The 15,860-nt window shown below is 51.9% G+C and carries 15 protein-coding genes; 6 read left to right on the forward strand and 9 right to left on the reverse strand.

From position 1 onward, the window contains the following. Nucleotides 1–5 precede the first annotated feature (5 nt). On the forward strand, nt 6–566 hold the full coding sequence (locus tag FDW97_RS11075; RefSeq protein ID WP_071888118.1) for a desulfoferrodoxin family protein: 561 nt from the start codon (nt 6–8) through the stop codon (nt 564–566). A 101-nt stretch (nt 567–667) separates the two neighbouring features. Here the strand turns inward: FDW97_RS11075 and ahpF are convergent, their stop codons facing one another. Then, nucleotides 668–2,233 (reverse strand): alkyl hydroperoxide reductase subunit F, encoded by a 1,566-nt coding sequence (ahpF, locus tag FDW97_RS11080; RefSeq protein ID WP_137351048.1) that lies wholly within the window; start codon nt 2,231–2,233, stop codon nt 668–670. A gap of 150 nt (nt 2,234–2,383) precedes the next feature. After that, nucleotides 2,384–2,947, reverse strand: coding sequence for an alkyl hydroperoxide reductase subunit C (ahpC, locus tag FDW97_RS11085; RefSeq protein ID WP_004859485.1), 564 nt, complete (start codon nt 2,945–2,947; stop codon nt 2,384–2,386). A 366-nt stretch (nt 2,948–3,313) separates the two neighbouring features. Here ahpC and dsbG point away from each other — a divergent pair, with 366 nt between their 5' ends. The 4 genes from dsbG to FDW97_RS11105 all read left to right on the forward strand — a co-directional run bounded on the left by dsbG (nt 3,314) and on the right by FDW97_RS11105 (nt 7,176). Further along, a complete protein-coding gene (gene dsbG, locus FDW97_RS11090; protein WP_137351049.1) occupies nt 3,314–4,060 on the forward strand; it encodes a thiol:disulfide interchange protein DsbG in 747 nt (248 codons plus the stop codon). Nucleotides 4,061–4,265: 205 nt separating this feature from the next. Beyond that, nucleotides 4,266–5,177 (forward strand): LysR family transcriptional regulator, encoded by a 912-nt coding sequence (locus tag FDW97_RS11095; RefSeq protein ID WP_137351050.1) that lies wholly within the window; start codon nt 4,266–4,268, stop codon nt 5,175–5,177. Nucleotides 5,178–5,350: 173 nt separating this feature from the next. Continuing rightward, nucleotides 5,351–6,574, forward strand: coding sequence for a phosphoadenosine phosphosulfate reductase (locus FDW97_RS11100; protein ID WP_038638652.1), 1,224 nt, complete (start codon nt 5,351–5,353; stop codon nt 6,572–6,574). After that, nucleotides 6,559–7,176 carry a ParB/RepB/Spo0J family partition protein gene (locus FDW97_RS11105; protein WP_038638649.1) on the forward strand — a complete coding sequence of 206 codons (618 nt, stop codon included), beginning with the start codon at nt 6,559–6,561 and terminating at the stop codon, nt 7,174–7,176. The genes FDW97_RS11100 and FDW97_RS11105 overlap by 16 nt, the downstream gene beginning before the upstream one ends. On the opposite strand, the gene FDW97_RS11110 is transcribed toward FDW97_RS11105, so the two are convergent. Then, nucleotides 7,177–8,337, reverse strand: a complete 1,161-nt coding sequence (locus FDW97_RS11110; RefSeq protein WP_085047541.1) for a pyridoxal phosphate-dependent aminotransferase — start codon at nt 8,335–8,337, stop codon at nt 7,177–7,179. A 131-nt stretch (nt 8,338–8,468) separates the two neighbouring features. Between FDW97_RS11110 and FDW97_RS11115 the strand changes: the two genes are divergently transcribed. Continuing rightward, a complete protein-coding gene (locus FDW97_RS11115; protein ID WP_137351051.1) occupies nt 8,469–9,557 on the forward strand; it encodes an oxidoreductase in 1,089 nt (362 codons plus the stop codon). 97 nt (nt 9,558–9,654) lie between these two features. Here the strand turns inward: FDW97_RS11115 and FDW97_RS11120 are convergent, their stop codons facing one another. The 6 genes from FDW97_RS11120 to entE form a co-directional block, all read right to left on the reverse strand. After that, nucleotides 9,655–9,852 (reverse strand): YbdD/YjiX family protein, encoded by a 198-nt coding sequence (locus FDW97_RS11120; protein ID WP_006685574.1) that lies wholly within the window; start codon nt 9,850–9,852, stop codon nt 9,655–9,657. 63 nt (nt 9,853–9,915) lie between these two features. Continuing rightward, nucleotides 9,916–12,021: a pyruvate/proton symporter CstA gene (cstA, locus tag FDW97_RS11125; protein WP_006685575.1), complete on the reverse strand. Its 2,106-nt coding sequence runs from the start codon at nt 12,019–12,021 to the stop codon at nt 9,916–9,918. A gap of 184 nt (nt 12,022–12,205) precedes the next feature. Beyond that, nucleotides 12,206–12,619: a proofreading thioesterase EntH gene (entH, locus tag FDW97_RS11130; protein ID WP_085047763.1), complete on the reverse strand. Its 414-nt coding sequence runs from the start codon at nt 12,617–12,619 to the stop codon at nt 12,206–12,208. A gap of 2 nt (nt 12,620–12,621) precedes the next feature. Continuing rightward, on the reverse strand, nt 12,622–13,377 hold the full coding sequence (entA, locus tag FDW97_RS11135; RefSeq protein WP_137351052.1) for a 2,3-dihydro-2,3-dihydroxybenzoate dehydrogenase EntA: 756 nt from the start codon (nt 13,375–13,377) through the stop codon (nt 12,622–12,624). After that, complete coding sequence (locus FDW97_RS11140) at nt 13,377–14,234, reverse strand: isochorismatase (RefSeq protein WP_137351053.1); 858 nt, start codon at nt 14,232–14,234, stop codon at nt 13,377–13,379. The genes entA and FDW97_RS11140 overlap by 1 nt, the downstream gene beginning before the upstream one ends. 13 nt (nt 14,235–14,247) lie before the next feature. Further along, on the reverse strand, nt 14,248–15,858 hold the full coding sequence (gene entE, locus FDW97_RS11145) for a (2,3-dihydroxybenzoyl)adenylate synthase EntE (protein ID WP_137347015.1): 1,611 nt from the start codon (nt 15,856–15,858) through the stop codon (nt 14,248–14,250). Nucleotides 15,859–15,860: the final 2 nt, after the last annotated feature.

The raw sequence follows: 15,860 nt of genomic DNA on the forward strand, positions 1-15,860 counted from the left end.
GCGTTATGTCTCTAACTCATACTGTTCCCGAACATTCCCGCAACGTACGCAGGGTATCAAACCGGATTAAAAACAGTACCAAACCCACTTTTATCCGCCCTAACCCGAACTTCTACCGTTGTCCTCAGTGCGGGGCGTTCCTTGTCACCATGGCTATACGTGACGCAACATCCCCGATAACCTGCTGTGGAAAAACACTCGTCGCGTTACGGGTCAATGATGCCACTACTACCGATGCGCTCGCCCAACAGCATCAACCGCTGATGACCATTTCCGGGGGATTTGAATCAAATACGCTTTCCGTAACGGTAGGTAATCCGGCGCATCCAATGACGGCAGATCACTATCTGGAGTGGATCTTTATTTACACCTTTCAGGGGGGGCAATTTAAATATCTGCCGCCAGGCGCGCCGCCAGAAGCCACTTTTGCACTCGCGGGCAATGATGCTTATGTTTATTGCGATCGCCCAATTTGCAAAGGGAAACAGTGTAAATTCAACTGCAAACGAGGATTTTCAGCCTATACCTGGTGCAACCAGCATGGGTTGTGGCGGTACACATTTTGACGGATCACATGGCAGGTCAGCGTGTTGTGCGCGCTTTAGCGAAATAAAAAACCGCCAGCGGATGACTGGCGGTTTTGGCATTGCAGGTGAGTCTTACTTTTTTATGCTACTGTGGTGCGAATCAGATAATCAAAGGAGCTTAACGAGGCTTTCGCGCCTTCGCCTGTCGCGATGATGATCTGCTTATAGGGTACGGTTGTGCAGTCACCTGCAGCGAAAACACCTTTCACGCTGGTTTCGCACTTCGCATCAATGATAATTTCACCCATGCGGTTACGTTCAACGGCGCCTTCCAGCCAGTTGGTGTTCGGCAGCAGACCAATCTGAACAAAAATACCTGCCAGTTCTACACTGTGAACATCGCCGCTCACGCGGTCACGATACTCGAGCCCAGTGACTTTGCTGCCATCGCCTTTTACTTCTGTCGTTTGCGCATTCAAAATGATGTCGACGTTTTTCAGACTACGCAGTTTATTCTGCAGCACCTGATCGGCCTTCATTTCAGGAGCAAACTCCAGTAGCGTCACATGTTCCACGATGCCCGCCAAGTCGATAGCGGCTTCAACACCGGAGTTACCACCGCCAATCACCGCCACACGCTTGCCTTTAAACAGTGGGCCATCACAGTGAGGGCAATAAGTTACGCCTTTGGTGCGATACTGATCTTCGCCCGGAACATTCATGTTGCGCCATTTCGCACCGGTCGCGATGATAATGCTGCGCGCTTTCAGCACCGCGCCGGATGCCGTTTCAATCTGATGCAGCCCACCTTCCTGCGCCGCAGGAACCAGTTTGCTGGCGCTTTGGCTGTCGATCACATCAACATCATAGTCATCAACGTGTGCTTTCAGCGCGCCAGCCAGTTTCTGGCCTTCGGTTTTCGGTACCGAGATATAGTTTTCAATATCAACGGTATCCAGAACCTGACCGCCAAAACGTTCGCCCATCAGACCGGTGCGGATACCTTTACGTGCAGAGTACACCGCCGCAGCCGCTCCCGCAGGGCCAGAACCAACAATCAGTACGTCATAAGCATCACGCTTGTTCAACTCTTCAGCCGCACGTTTCTCTGCGCCGGTGTCCACCTTCGCCACGATCTCAGTCAGCGTCATGCGACCCTGGCCGAACTCTTTACCGTTCATAAATACCGCCGGAACGCCCATCACGTTACGATCGGTGATTTCATTCTGGAACGTACCGCCGTCAATCGCCGTATGTTTAATGCGTGGGTTCAGTACCGACATCAGGTTCAGCGCCTGCACCACGTCCGGACAGTTATGGCAGGAGAGTGAATAATAGGTTTCAAATTCAAAATCACCGTCGAGATCGCGGATCTGCTCCAGCAACGCCTGCGCCTCTTTTGACGGATGACCACCGATCCACAACAGCGCGAGCACCAGCGAGGTAAATTCATGGCCCAGCGGAGAACCCGCAAAGCGCGGCCCCTGGTGAGAGCCAGGATTGGTAATCAGGAACGATGGCTTACGCACTGCCAGAGTATTGTCTTGTGTGAAGGTAACTTTTTCTGACAGTTCAGCAATTTCAGTCAGCAGTTCCTTGATTTCTGCCGATTTAGCGCTGTCATCCAGCGTAGCAATCAGCTCAACAGGTTTGGTCAGTTTCTCAAGGTAAGCCCTGAGCTGGGTTTTCATATTTGTGTCGAGCATTCTTCTTCCCTCTCTGAAAACATCATCATGCAAGCCGACTTCGCGGGACTGCATTAATGCAACTTGCGTCATGGTGCTGGAATGAAACAGGCGCAAATTTGCGCCTGTGGAATGCCGGATGCACTATGTTTATCCGGCCTACAAATTAGCTTAGATTTTACCAACCAGGTCTAAAGATGGAGCCAGTGTCGCTTCACCTTCTTTCCATTTAGCCGGGCAAACTTCACCTGGGTGGGATGCAACATACTGTGCGGCTTTAATTTTGCGCAGCAGGTCGGACGCATCACGGCCGATACCTTCAGCGGTAACTTCGATTGCCTGGATGATACCCTGCGGGTCAACAACGAAGGTTGCGCGGTCAGCCAGACCTTCATCTTCACGCATGTTGTCGAAGTTACGGGTCAGGGCGCCAGTCGGGTCGCCGATCATTGCATATTTGATTTTTGCGATGGTGTCAGAGCTGCTGTGCCATGCTTTGTGCGTAAAGTGGGTATCGGTAGAAACAGAGTAAACGTCTACGCCCAGTTTCTGCAGTTCTTCATAATGGTCTGCAACGTCGCCCAGTTCGGTCGGGCATACGAAGGTGAAGTCAGCCGGATAGAAGAAGAAGACGCTCCAGCGACCTTCGGTATCTTTCTCGGTTACTTCGATGAACTCACCGTTTTTGAACGCCTGGTTTTTGAAAGGTTTAATTTTGGTATTAATCAAAGACATCTGTACTTCCTCCGTGTTTTCGTTGAGAGATAAGTTAACGAAAATCTCTTCCAAGGGCTAATGCGTTTCCTTTATCAAATCAATAAGCGTTAACTAACAACTTCCTCAATCGAACCTAAAAGACAAAAGTAAAAAAGGCCCCCTTTGCAGGGAGCCTCATTACCCGAGCTACCCGCAGGTAACTTCAGTACCAGCAGAACTGGCTATGTGTTGCGCTCTACATTACCTTAACAAAGGTCGTAACAGCGATTGGGATTACATCACCCAACTAAAGAAAGGGCAATCGACAGACTGTCGATCTTACCTATGGCTGTGATAGGTTTTGCAATTCAGTCCCCTTTCCTTCTGATTTTATAAGGAAAATCAATGTTCAAGCGTACCTTACTCTTATCCTTACTTCCCGCTATCGTTCATGCCGAAGAGCTACCTGCCCCTGTTAAAGCCATTGAGAAACAGGGCATTACTATTCTGAAACCTTTCGATGCCCCTGGCGAAATGAAAGGTTATCTGGGTAAATATCAGGATATGGGCGTCACTATCTACGTCACGCCCGACGGCAAACATGCTATCTCAGGCTACATGTACAATGAGAAAGGTGAAAACCTCAGTAATGCACTGATAGAAAAAGAGATCTATGCCCCAGCAGGGCGCGAGATGTGGCAGCGAATGGAAAAAGCCTCATGGATTCTGGATGGTAAGAAAGAGGCCCCGGTGATTGTCTACGTGTTCGCCGATCCCTTCTGCCCTTATTGCAAACAGTTTTGGCAGCAGGCGCGTCCGTGGGTCGATTCCGGTAAAGTTCAGTTGCGTACGCTACTGGTGGGCGTAATCAAACCTGAAAGCCCGGCAACAGCTGCCGCAATCTTGTCGACAAAAGATCCGGCCAAAACCTGGCATGACTATGAAGCCTCCGGCGGCAAAATGAAGCTGGAAATTCCTGCCTCTCTCCCGCCCGAGCAGATGAAGATACTCAATATCAATCAAAAGTTGATGGATGATTTGGGTGCTAACGTGACGCCAGCCATCTACTACATGAGTAAAGACAATACGCTGCAACAGGAAGTCGGGTTACCCGATCAGGAGAAATTAAACATTATCATGGGAAATAAATAAAGGTAATAAAATGAGTGATTGTTATCGTTCTCATTTCAATCACTCACCACACTTCTTTTTTTCTCGTGAAAATAAAGTGTTTTGTGCTATGTTAGTTTAAATTAATCGTTCATTAAGCACTGAAACATAAAGCCTGTAAATAAGTACATTTCAAACTATTTCATAATTTAATTATTTCAAATTTTACCGTCAGAGGAAAGTATACATGGCTAATCTTTACGATCTTAAAAAATTCGGTCTAAACCTACTTGTTATTTTTGAATGTATCTATCAGCACCTGAGCATCAGCAAGGCTGCAGAAACACTTTTTATTACACCTTCGGCCGTGAGCCAGTCATTGCAACGACTTCGTACTCAGTTTAACGATCCATTGTTCATTCGCTCGGGAAAAGGCATCACGCCAACAGTAACTGGCATCAATCTTCATCATCATCTGGAACAAAACCTCAACTCACTGGAGCAAACAATTAACATCATGCATAACTCCAGTTTAAAGAAAAAATTTATTATTTATAGCCCGCAAATGGCAACCAATTTAAATTTATACGAGATGGTTCATTCTCTCAGAGAAGGTTCTGATATTGATATTGAGATTGAACATCACGACATTCTAATGAGCGCGGAAACTGCTGAAAATATTCTATCTTACCGCAAAGCGGATCTGGTATTCACAATCGTACCAGTACATAACCGCTCTATTGTATGCACGCCGGTCAAAACGCTCGAAGGGGTGTTAGTCCGTAACAGTAACCATCCCAGAATTGATGATTCAAGTACCGTAGAACAATTATTAAAGGAAAAATTTACATTACTCCTCACTGAGGAACAGGGGATGAAAGAGTATCAGTCACAAACGAATCAACTTTTAGCCAATCGTGATATTGGTTTCAGTAGCGACTCTTTGATTTCAATCGTTAACGTTATATCAAACACTGATATCATTGGTATTATACCCAGAATTATGTACGAATTTTTCTCCCCTGTCTTTAATCTCAAAGAGATTAGCATCGGTATAAAATTGCCGTCAGCAAAACTGTATTTGATGTATAACCGCGCTTCGCTTTCTAACGATTCCTTTGCCTCATATATAAAAAGAATCACACCAGATAGCGAATAAACGCCTGTTAATTATTTTCCCGGCGAGCGTAATTAATTCATGTTAATAATTCATAAAAGCCATTTATTGAAATGGTGAATTATTTATGAAAATTACAACACATATAGATTAGCATTTCTTATGCTGACCATTTACCATAGCGGGGAATAACAGCTCCTCACTATGGATTTGATATGTCTGTTTATAAAATACCGCTAACTCAACATGTACTTGAAGCCGCACAGGAGCGCATTACATGGACGCTCAACACGCTGCCGCGCATTTGTGTTTCATTATCGGGAGGAAAAGATTCCGGTCTTATGCTCCATCTTACGGCCACCCTTGCCCGCCAGTTACAGAAAAAAATTAGCGTCTTATTTATTGACTGGGAAGCTCAGTTTTCCTGCACCATCGATTATGTCCAGGCGCTACGCGAGAGTTATTCCGATGTTATCGAAGAATTTTATTGGGTCGCATTACCTCTGACCACACAAAACGCGCTTTCACAATATCAACCCGAATGGCAGTGCTGGGAGCCGAATATACAGTGGGTGCGTCAGCCACCGGCCGATGCCATTACCGACCCCAATTTCTTTTCTTTCTATCAGCCCGGTATGACCTTTGAGCTCTTCGTTCGCGAGTTCGCAGATTGGTTTTCACAAAAGCGTCCCGCAGCGATGATGGTCGGTATTCGCGCGGACGAGTCCTATAACCGCTTTGTGGCCATCGCCAACTCGCGTAAGCAACGTTTTGCCGATGACAAGCCGTGGACGACGGCAGCGCCAGGTGGCCACACCTGGTATATTTATCCGTTATATGACTGGAAAACAGCCGATATCTGGACATGGTTTGCGAAGACAAAAATGCCGTGCAATCCCTTGTATAACCTGATGTATCAGGCCGGGGTCCCAACAAGATATATGCGTATTTGCGAGCCCTTTGGACCGGAACAACGCCAGGGATTGTGGCTGTACCATGTCATTGAGCCACAGCGATGGGCGGCTATGTGCGCCCGCGTCAGCGGCGTTAAAAGTGGCGGGATTTACGCCGGTCATGACAACCATTTTTACGGTCATCGGAAAATACTCAAACCAGAGCATTTAAGTTGGCAGCAATACGCCATGCTGCTATTACACAGCATGCCAGAACAGACCGCAGAACATTACCGCAACAAAATCGCTGTCTATATACAGTGGTATAAGAAAAAAGGCATGGACAATATCCCGGAAAGTCAGGAAGGCGATATTGGTTCCAGGGATATCCCCTCATGGAGAAGGATCTGCAAAGTACTCCTGAATAATGATTACTGGTGTCGAGCACTGTCGTTCAGCCCCACAAAAACGAAAAACTACCAGCGATATACTGAACGCATGAAAACCAAACGTCAGGAATGGGGGTTGTTATGCAACAACGATTAACACAGGAACTCCTCGGCTTTCTTTCTGGTTTGCCAGAAAAAGATAGAATTGAAGCCATTAATGAATTCAGAATGGCAATCCACAGCGTCAGTCCATTTCGTGAAGAACCAGTAGATTGCGTGTTATGGATTAAAAGCGATCACATTTCGCCCAATGATTACAATCCTAATAACGTTGCGCCGCCGGAGAAAAAGCTGCTGTTGAAATCCATCGAAGCGGATGGCTTCACCCAGCCGATTGTCGTGGTTCACTCAACGGAAGAAGAGTATGAAATCATCGATGGCTTTCACCGCCATGAATTAGGAAAAAACAAAGCATCGCTAAAACCACGATTAAAAGGCTATCTGCCCGTCGCCTGCCTGGAACGCGATCGCCATGAACGTATGGCGGCGACAATCCGCCATAACCGCGCCCGCGGACGCCACCAAATCCACGCCATGTCGGAAATCGTGCGTGAATTATCGCAACTGGGCTGGAGTGAAGAAAAAATCGCTAAAGAACTGGGCATGGATAACGATGAAGTGTTGCGACTGAAACAAATCAACGGCCTGCAGGAGTTATTTGCCGACCGTCGGTTTTCCAAAGCCTGGACAGTAAAATAATTACAGCGAAACCAGACGCTCTGCGGCTGCTAACAGCGTCGATTCTTGCTTGGCAAAACATAGGCGGATCAGCTTATGCGGGAAAGGATCGGCGCAGAACACCGACAGCGGTATCGCCGCAACCCCCACTTCTTTAGTTAACCACTGACAAAACTCAACGTCAGTAAGCGTTGAGACCGCACTGTAATCGACCAGCAGAAAATAGGTCCCCTCACAAGGCAGAATTTCCAGTCGGCTGTCGCGTAACGCATTCACCAGCACATCACGCTTTCTCTGATAAAACGCGGGCAGCTCGCGGTAGTGTATTGGGCTCTCCCGCAGCATATCCGCCAGCGCCAGCTGAGCCGGTGTGTTGACTGAGAACGTCAGGTACTGATGGACTTTGCGTAGCTCGGCGCTAATGGCGTCGGGTGCAACGCAATAGCCGACTTTCCAGCCGGTCATATGATACGTTTTACCGAAAGATGAAACGGCAACAGCGCGTTCCCGTAGCTGCGGATGAGCCAGCACGCTCGCATGTCCATGAGCGGCAAAGCAGATATGCTCATACACTTCGTCGCTAATAACAAAAATCTCGCGCTCTTTAATCGCCTGCCATAACGCATCAAAATCAGCGCGCTGCCAGACGGTAGCAGATGGGTTATGCGGTGTATTGAGGATCACTAACCGGGTGCGCTCGCTGAGTAACGTGGCAAATTCCTGCCAGTTCACACGAAATGACGGCGGTTGCAACGCAATACGTTTCACCACGCCGCCGGATAACGCCACCGCAGGCGCATAGCTGTCGTAGCTCGGATCAAAACAGATGACTTCATCACCAGGCCGCACCAGCGCCGTAATGGCTGCATACAATGCTTCTGTGGCCCCTGCCGTGACGGTGACTTCACTTGTCGCATCGGGCTTATAACCGTACAACTCCGCGGTTTTATCGGCAATGGCTTCGCGCAGCGGCTGCACGCCCGTCATCGGCGCATACTGGTTAGCGCCATGCGCGACATGATATGCCAGACGTTCCTGCAAGAAATGTGGACCGTCAAAATCAGGAAATCCCTGCGAGAGGTTAATAGCCTGATGCTGCTGTGCCAGCGCGCTCATTTGCGTAAATATTGTGGTCCCCAGATTTGGGAGTTTGCTTTGCACAATCAGTGGGTTATTGCTCATTATTGTTATCCCGACGTGTGATGTTGTTGTTGAAGCCACTATAGCACGATGTTAGTATTTGGCAATCAAGACGTTCAGACGTCTATATAAAAATAACCTGCCAGATCAGGACAGCACAAGGACAACACAACATGAGTAATACCGAGATTCGCGTCGTCACCGGCCCGGCTAACTACTTTTCCCACACCGGTAGCCTCTCCAGACTGCACGACTTTTTCACCCCGGATCAACTCTCACACGCCGTCTGGGTCTACGGTGAGCGAGCTATCGCCGCGGCGCGTCCTTATCTGCCAGAAGCTTTTCATCTTGCCGAAGCTAAGCGCCTGCTGTTTAAGGGACATTGCAGCGAAACCGATGTTGCTCAACTGGCAAAAGAATCGGGAGATGATCGCAGCATCGTGATTGGCGTGGGTGGCGGTACACTGCTCGATACGGCTAAAGCGCTGGCTCGCCGCCTTGATTTACCTTTCGTGGCGATCCCAACCATCGCCGCCACCTGCGCGGCCTGGACGCCGCTTTCCGTCTGGTACAACGATGCCGGTCAGGCGCTGCATTTCGAAATATTCGACGATGCCAATTTTTTGGTGCTGGTTGAGCCACGAATCATACTTAACGCGCCTGAAGAGTATTTACTGGCCGGTATTGGCGATACGCTGGCGAAATGGTATGAGGCAGTGGTGCTGGCTCCGCAGCCAGAAACGTTACCTCTGACCGTACGTCTGGGCATCAACGGCGCGCTGGCCATCCGCGACGTCCTGCTGGAAAGCAGCGAGCAGGCACTGGCAGATAAGCAGCGTGGTGAACTAACCCAGGCGTTTAGCGACGTGGTGGATGCGATTATAGCCGGCGGCGGTATGGTCGGCGGCCTGGGCGAGCGCTACACCCGTGTAGCGGCGGCTCATTCGGTCCATAACGGTCTGACCGTCCTCCCGCAAACGGAGAAGTTTCTCCATGGCACCAAAGTGGCGTATGGCATTCTGGTGCAGTGCGCGCTGCTTGGACAAGATGATGTGCTGGCGCAACTTGTCACCGCTTATCAGCGGTTCAATCTCCCCACCAGGCTGGCCCAGTTAGACGTGGATATCGCAAATCGCGCTGAGATCGATAAGGTGATTGCGCATACCCTGCGCCCGGTCGAATCTATTCATGCGCTGCCGGTAACGTTAACGCCAGATACCCTGCGCGCAGCGTTTGAGAAGGTAGAATCGTTGACGGTGTGACTATGGTGCAGGTTGCCTGATGGCGGCTTCGCCTTATCAGGCCTACGGCCAAAGCATTGTTGTAGGCCGGATAAGCGTCAGCGCATCCGGCAAAAAATCAACAGCACTTCGCGCCGCCTTTGCCCCCATAGCGCGCATCCTGCCGCTCGCGGAAAAACTCTTCGTAGGTCATTGGCGTCTGATCCGGATGCGTGACGCGCATATGCTCAACATAGTTGTCATAATCCGGCACACCGATCATCAAGCGGGCGGTTTGCCCTAAATACTTCCCGGCTTTGGAGAGCGTTTCAAACATAGTGATTCCCTGTCGTACAAACGCCCTCCCCGTACCGGAGAGGGCTTGTTGGTTAAGAGAATATTAGTGCGCGCCTTTCGCCTGCGCCACGATCTCTTCGACATTCTCAGGCATTGGTTCGTACGGTGTTTCTTTCGAAGTCGGTTTGTCCTCTTTCAGCGCTGCCAGCGCAGTTTTAATCGAGAACAGCCCCAGCACCACGACGACCACCATGAAGAAAATAGTGAGCCCCGCGTCCAGACGGTTGTTAAACACCAGTTGCGTCAGCTGCGACTGGGTGTACTGCGCCGGAATATTACCGCTGTCGATCATCGCCTGGAACTTGTTGGCGATAGCCAGAAAGCCAATTTTCGCATCCGGGCTAAACGCTTTCTGCCAGCCCGCAGTCAGAGTACAAATCAGCAGCCAGGCCGTTGGCACCAGCGCCACCCATGCGTAGCGCTGACGTTTCATCTTGAACAGCACCACCGCACAGAGCATCAATGCCATACCGGCCAGCATCTGGTTGGCGATACCAAACAGCGGCCACAGGGTGTTGATACCGCCCAGTGGATCCACCACGCCCTGGTGTAAGAAGTAACCCCAGGCCAGTACGCACAGCGCTGTAGCCAGCAGGTTCGCAGGCAGTGAGTCGGTACGTTTCAGGCTCGGTGATACCACGCCCAACAGATCCTGCAGCATAAAGCGTGCGGCGCGTGTACCGGCGTCAACCGCCGTCAGAATAAACAGGGCTTCAAACAGAATGGCGAAGTGATACCAGAACGCCACATCCATCATGCCGCCCAGCGCACCATGCAGAATATACGCCATCCCAACGGCCAGCGTCGGCGCACCGCCTGCGCGGGAAATGATGGATTGTTCGCCGACTTCATTGGCGATTTGATGCAAGGTGTCCGGAGTAATAGCAAAGCCCCAACTGCTGACCACCTGCGCCGCAGAAGCCACGACATCCGCCGTACCCGCCGGAGCCAACACCGCCATCGGGCTGTTCATCGCAAAGTACACGCCCGGATCGATGATGCACGCGGAAACCAGCGCCATAATGGCGACAAAGGATTCCATTAACATTCCGCCATAGCCGATAAAACAGGCCTGCCCTTCGTTCGCCAGCATCTTCGGCGTGGTACCGGAAGAGATCAGCGCGTGGAAGCCAGATACCGCACCACAGGCAATGGTAATAAACAGGAACGGGAACAGGTTGCCGGTCCAGACCGGGCCAGTACCGTCAACAAACTTGGTCAGTGCAGGCATGGTCAGCGTCGGACGCATGATCAAAATCCCTACCGCCAGGCCAACAATGGTGCCGATTTTCAGGAAAGTAGAGAGATAATCACGTGGGGCCAGCAACAGCCATACCGGCAGCACGGCAGCGACAAAGCCGTAGCCCACCAGCATCCACGTCAGTTGTACGCCGGTAAAGTCAAAATACGGTGCCCAGGTCGGACTTTCGGCCACCCAACCGCCGGAAATAATGGCAAACACCAGGAATACCAGACCGATGACCGACACTTCGCCAATGCGGCCCGGACGCAGATAACGCAGGTAGATCCCCATAAAGATCGCCAGCGGAATGGTAAACGCGACGGTGTAGGTTCCCCACGGGCTGTGGGTCAGCGCTTTCACGACGATCATCGCCAGTACCGCGAGGATAATCACCATGATCATAAAACAGGCTACCAGCGCAATAACGCCCGCCGTTGGGCCCATCTCTTCTTTCACCAGTTCGCCAAGGGAACGACCATCGCGACGGGTAGAAACAAACAGCACCATGAAGTCCTGCACAGCCCCCGCGAGTACCACCCCGGCAAGCAGCCAGATCATCCCCGGCAGATAACCCATTTGTGCCGCCAGTACCGGTCCGACTAACGGACCCGCCCCGGCAATCGCCGCAAAATGGTGACCGAACAGCACTTTTTTATCGGTAGGAACATAATCCAGACCGTCGTTATGGCGCACAGCTGGCGTCATACGCGTCGGGTCCAGCGCCAGCACATTTTTCGCAATGTACAGGCCATAGAAACGGTAAGCGATAAGGTAGACACAGACCGACGCCACGACTATCCACAACGCGTTGATCTGTTCACCACGGTTTAATGCGATATAGCCGAGGGCAAATGCTCCCATCACGGAGAGCACTGTCCAGACGAGGTACTTCCCTGATTTATTCATATTGATTATCCGTTGTCCAGGTCAGAGAGATGTTACATTTTGTTTCTATAACATCTTTTCTGAATTTAACAACATGACAACCATACAAACCCGAAGTATCACTGAGTTTTTACATTGCAGTGTTAACTAGATCACTTCATTTACCTGTTAACCCTGCAATTTCATTTTACTTTGTCGGGCGACTTCACCCCATCACCGCAGTACCTAATCGGCAGGTACAACAGCGTCGTCCTTGCTCATCAAAGATGACGATTTCCCAGCTTTGATTCTGCCGTCCAAGATGCAGCGGCTGACAAACGCCGCGCACTTTGCCCTGCGAAACCGCCCGATGGTGCGTGGCGTTCAGTTCTGTACCGACTACACACTGCCCGTCGCGGGTCATCAGATAACCCGCCATTGAACCCAATGTTTCGGCCAGTGCCGCCGACGCGCCGCCGTGCAGCAAACCAAACGGCTGATGCGTGCGGGTATCAACTGGCATTTCGGCCTCCAGCACATCATCGCCCAGTCGGGTATAAAGGATGCCTAAGTGCGCGACCATGGTGTTGTGGCTGGTGGCATTTAATTCATCCAGCGTGAGATGGCGTTTCCAGATCATCATCATGCTCCCAGCGTTGAGCCGCCATCCACCACGATATCCTGTAGCGTAATGTGGCTGGCAAGGTCGGAGGCGAGGAATAAAATGGTGTTGGCGATCTCCTGCGGTCTGGCGATTTTCCCCAACGGGATACCAAGCTTAAACTGTTCGCCAAACCCGCGAATACGCTGCTCCTCCGCGTCATCACTGACCCATAACGTGCGCTGCATGTCAGTATCGGTCGAGCCTGGCGACACCACATTACAGCGCACACCGCTGCCCGCCAGTTCCAGTCCGACGGTGAGCGCCAGGCTTTTTAGCGCGGCTTTTGACGCCCCATAAGCACTCATGCCGATCCGCGGCGTGTGCGCCGCATCTGAGGCGACGGTGACAATCGCCCCGCCCTGCTGGCGACGAAACTGCGCCATCGTCTGCTGAAACAAATTGAACGCGCCGCCAACGTTAACGGCAAACGTCTGCTGCCACTCTTCAATGCTCAGTGCGTCAGTGGCCCCCATGCGCAGAATACCGGCGGCATTGACCAACACATCCAGCCGATCGCACGCTTTAAGGACACGCTGGCACACCTCAGTCACCTGCCCGGCATCGGCCACATCCAGCACTTCGGTCGCAAACGGGTAGTTATCCTGAAGAAATTCGCGATCGAAGCCAGTCACCTGCGCGCCGGCTTTCACAAATGCCAGTGCCGTAGTGTAGCCAATGCCTTTACCCGCGCCGGTCACCCAGACGGTTTTCCCGGCAAAATCAAATCCGGCCATCAGTTCACCTCGCGGGAGAGTAGCTTCCACCAGGCGTCTATGGTCGGGTTTTTCGCCAGCATCACGAAATCAATATCGCCATGAACTTTACGCCAGCGTGCCGCCAGCGCCATCATGCGCACGGAATCCAGCCCGTAGTCGATCAGGTTTTCGTCATCCATTGGCTCCTCGGACTCATCCAACAGCGGCAGAATCACGCTGCGCAGCGCCTCTTTACTCGCCGGAACCAGCGTCGGCAAAAGTTCCTGGGTCATCACCACCCGACCGGAACGTCCCGCCACGTATTTCAGCGACATCAGGTGTTCATCACGGCTGAAGTCCGCCAACGCATCGGCGACCATAAACGGCTTGATATCGCGCATGAACGCGTCAGTCGCAGTGGTCATGCAGCCAATATGGGCATACACACCGGTAATAATCAGTTGATTTCGGCCAGTATCTTTAAGCATCTGCTCCAGCGGAGAGCGATGAAATGCGCTGTAACGCCATTTCACCAGGATGGTATCCGCCTCATCGGGAGCCAGCGCATCAACGATCTTTTGCTGTTCCGGCGAACGCGTCAGGCCTGGTCCCCACATATCATTCAGCAGGGCGCGGTCTTCATCGCTCTGTTCTTTGGGTTGCGCGGTGTAATACACCGGAATGTTGTGCTCTTTGCAGAACTGACGCAGTGCGGCAATGTTAGCCACCACTTGCGCCATCATCGGGCAGTTATCCCCCCAAAAGCCGATAAAATAGTCCTGCATGTCGTGGATCAGCAGCGCGGCGCGTTCAGGTTCAAACGTCCAGTCGACTTTATTGGCTGGAACATCAAGCGCCGTAGGCAGTGCATAAGCCTGCAGTTTAGGAATTGCCATCTCTTTTTCTCCTTCAGGCCAGTGAACGTGACGCCAGCCACTGACGTAATTGTTTTTTATCCACTTTACCGACCGGGGTTAGCGGGAGTGACTCAACGCACTCCACACGGTCAGGTAATTTGAATTCCGCTACGCCCTGGTCACGCAGGAAACGGCGCGCCTGCACCGCGCGCAGCGGCTCTTTCACCACCAGCCATGCACAGCTTTTCTCGCCCATCAGTTCGTCATCCATACTGACCAGAGCGGCATGGATCACCGATGGGTGGCGTAACAGCAGATTTTCAATTTCTTCTGCTGCGATCTTCTCGCCACCCCGGTTGATCTGATCTTTCTCACGTCCTTGTACGGTGATATAGCCATCCTGATCGATAGCGATCAGATCGCCAGAGCAGTAAAAACCGTTGGCGTCAAAGGCGCTGGCATTGTGCTCCGGGCTGTTGAAGTAACCCCGGAAGGTGTACGGACCTCGCGTCATCAGGCGGCCCGTTTCGCCCTGCGCCAGGGGATTACCATCAGCATCGGCGACCCAGACTTCATCATCCGGACACATCGGACGGCCCTGGGTATTGATGATGCGCTCAGGGCTGTCGTCCAGACGGGTGTAGTTCACCAGCCCTTCCGCCATGCCAAAAACCTGCTGCAACTGGCAGCCAATCTCCGCCGGAATACGCGCCGCAAGCGAGGCGGAAAGCCGTGCCCCACCGACCTGCAGCAGCGTCAGCGAAGCCAATTGCGCATTGCTCCCCCACTCCGCAATCGCCTGCAGCCACAGGCTCACCGCCGGCGGCACCAGCGCCGTGACGTTAACCTGATGCTGTTCAATCAGCGGGAAGCACAGGGTTGCGCTCGGGTCAGCCGCCAGAACCACGGTGCCGCCAGCCAGGAACACGCCAAGCGAACCAGGCGAACTCATGGCGTAGTTATGCGCCGCCGGGATCGCGCACAGATAGCGCGTTTCCCCGGTGAAGCGGCAGATCTCATTACTGCGACGCACGCTGTAGTAGTAATCGTTATGGGTACGAGGAATAAGCTTCGGCGTCCCGGTGGTACCGCCAGAAAGCTGGAAGTACGCCACTTCATCAGCAGGCGATGGCGTCGCGGTAAAATCAGCCGCAGGCTGGTCTATCGCCATTTGCAGGTTATGTTCGCCTTCATCATTGCGCAGTTGCACCACGCGCACTGAATTGTGTTCAGCCACAAAGGTATTGAGAAAATCTTCCCCGCTAAACAGCGCATGCTGGCGATCGGCGATCAGTAACGCGGGTGCGATCTGTTTAGCATAAGCATTGAGTTCGTTACGCTGATGGCTAAACAGCGCCAGCACCGGAGCGACGCCCAGCTTGAGCAGCGCAAAGAAGGTGATATACAGCTCCGCCACATTGCCCAACTGCACCAGCGCGGTTTCGCCAGGTTTGATTCCCTGACGACGCAGGCTGCAGGCGAGATTGTCAGTCGCCTGATTCAACTGGCGATAGCTCAGATGGCGTTCACCATCAATGACCGCCGTATGGTCGCTCTCGGCGTGACGGGTCAGAATGTCGGTCAGCGGCAAATCCTGCCAGTAGCCTTTTTCACGGTAACGGCGGGCAAACTCCTCCGGCCAACGGGTGAAAGGAATACTCATCA

Origin of the sequence: Citrobacter sp. wls708 (assembly GCF_005281255.1) — a bacterium.
Lineage (GTDB): Bacteria > Pseudomonadota > Gammaproteobacteria > Enterobacterales > Enterobacteriaceae > Citrobacter > Citrobacter werkmanii.

Coding starts and splice junctions, on each gene's coding strand:
- FDW97_RS11120 (WP_006685574.1), bottom strand. CDS start 9,852: ATGTTTGAAACGCTCTCCAAAGCCGGGAAGTATTTAGGGCAAACCGCC.
- entA (WP_137351052.1), bottom strand. CDS start 13,377: ATGGCCGGATTTGATTTTGCCGGGAAAACCGTCTGGGTGACCGGCGCG.
- FDW97_RS11100 (WP_038638652.1), top strand. CDS start 5,351: ATGTCTGTTTATAAAATACCGCTAACTCAACATGTACTTGAAGCCGCA.
- FDW97_RS11140 (WP_137351053.1), bottom strand. CDS start 14,234: ATGGCAATTCCTAAACTGCAGGCTTATGCACTGCCTACGGCGCTTGAT.
- entH (WP_085047763.1), bottom strand. CDS start 12,619: ATGATCTGGAAACGCCATCTCACGCTGGATGAATTAAATGCCACCAGC.
- entE (WP_137347015.1), bottom strand. CDS start 15,858: ATGAGTATTCCTTTCACCCGTTGGCCGGAGGAGTTTGCCCGCCGTTAC.
- FDW97_RS11105 (WP_038638649.1), top strand. CDS start 6,559: ATGCAACAACGATTAACACAGGAACTCCTCGGCTTTCTTTCTGGTTTG.
- FDW97_RS11075 (WP_071888118.1), top strand. CDS start 6: ATGTCTCTAACTCATACTGTTCCCGAACATTCCCGCAACGTACGCAGG.
- FDW97_RS11095 (WP_137351050.1), top strand. CDS start 4,266: ATGGCTAATCTTTACGATCTTAAAAAATTCGGTCTAAACCTACTTGTT.
- dsbG (WP_137351049.1), top strand. CDS start 3,314: ATGTTCAAGCGTACCTTACTCTTATCCTTACTTCCCGCTATCGTTCAT.
- cstA (WP_006685575.1), bottom strand. CDS start 12,021: ATGAATAAATCAGGGAAGTACCTCGTCTGGACAGTGCTCTCCGTGATG.
- FDW97_RS11115 (WP_137351051.1), top strand. CDS start 8,469: ATGAGTAATACCGAGATTCGCGTCGTCACCGGCCCGGCTAACTACTTT.
- ahpF (WP_137351048.1), bottom strand. CDS start 2,233: ATGCTCGACACAAATATGAAAACCCAGCTCAGGGCTTACCTTGAGAAA.
- ahpC (WP_004859485.1), bottom strand. CDS start 2,947: ATGTCTTTGATTAATACCAAAATTAAACCTTTCAAAAACCAGGCGTTC.
- FDW97_RS11110 (WP_085047541.1), bottom strand. CDS start 8,337: ATGAGCAATAACCCACTGATTGTGCAAAGCAAACTCCCAAATCTGGGG.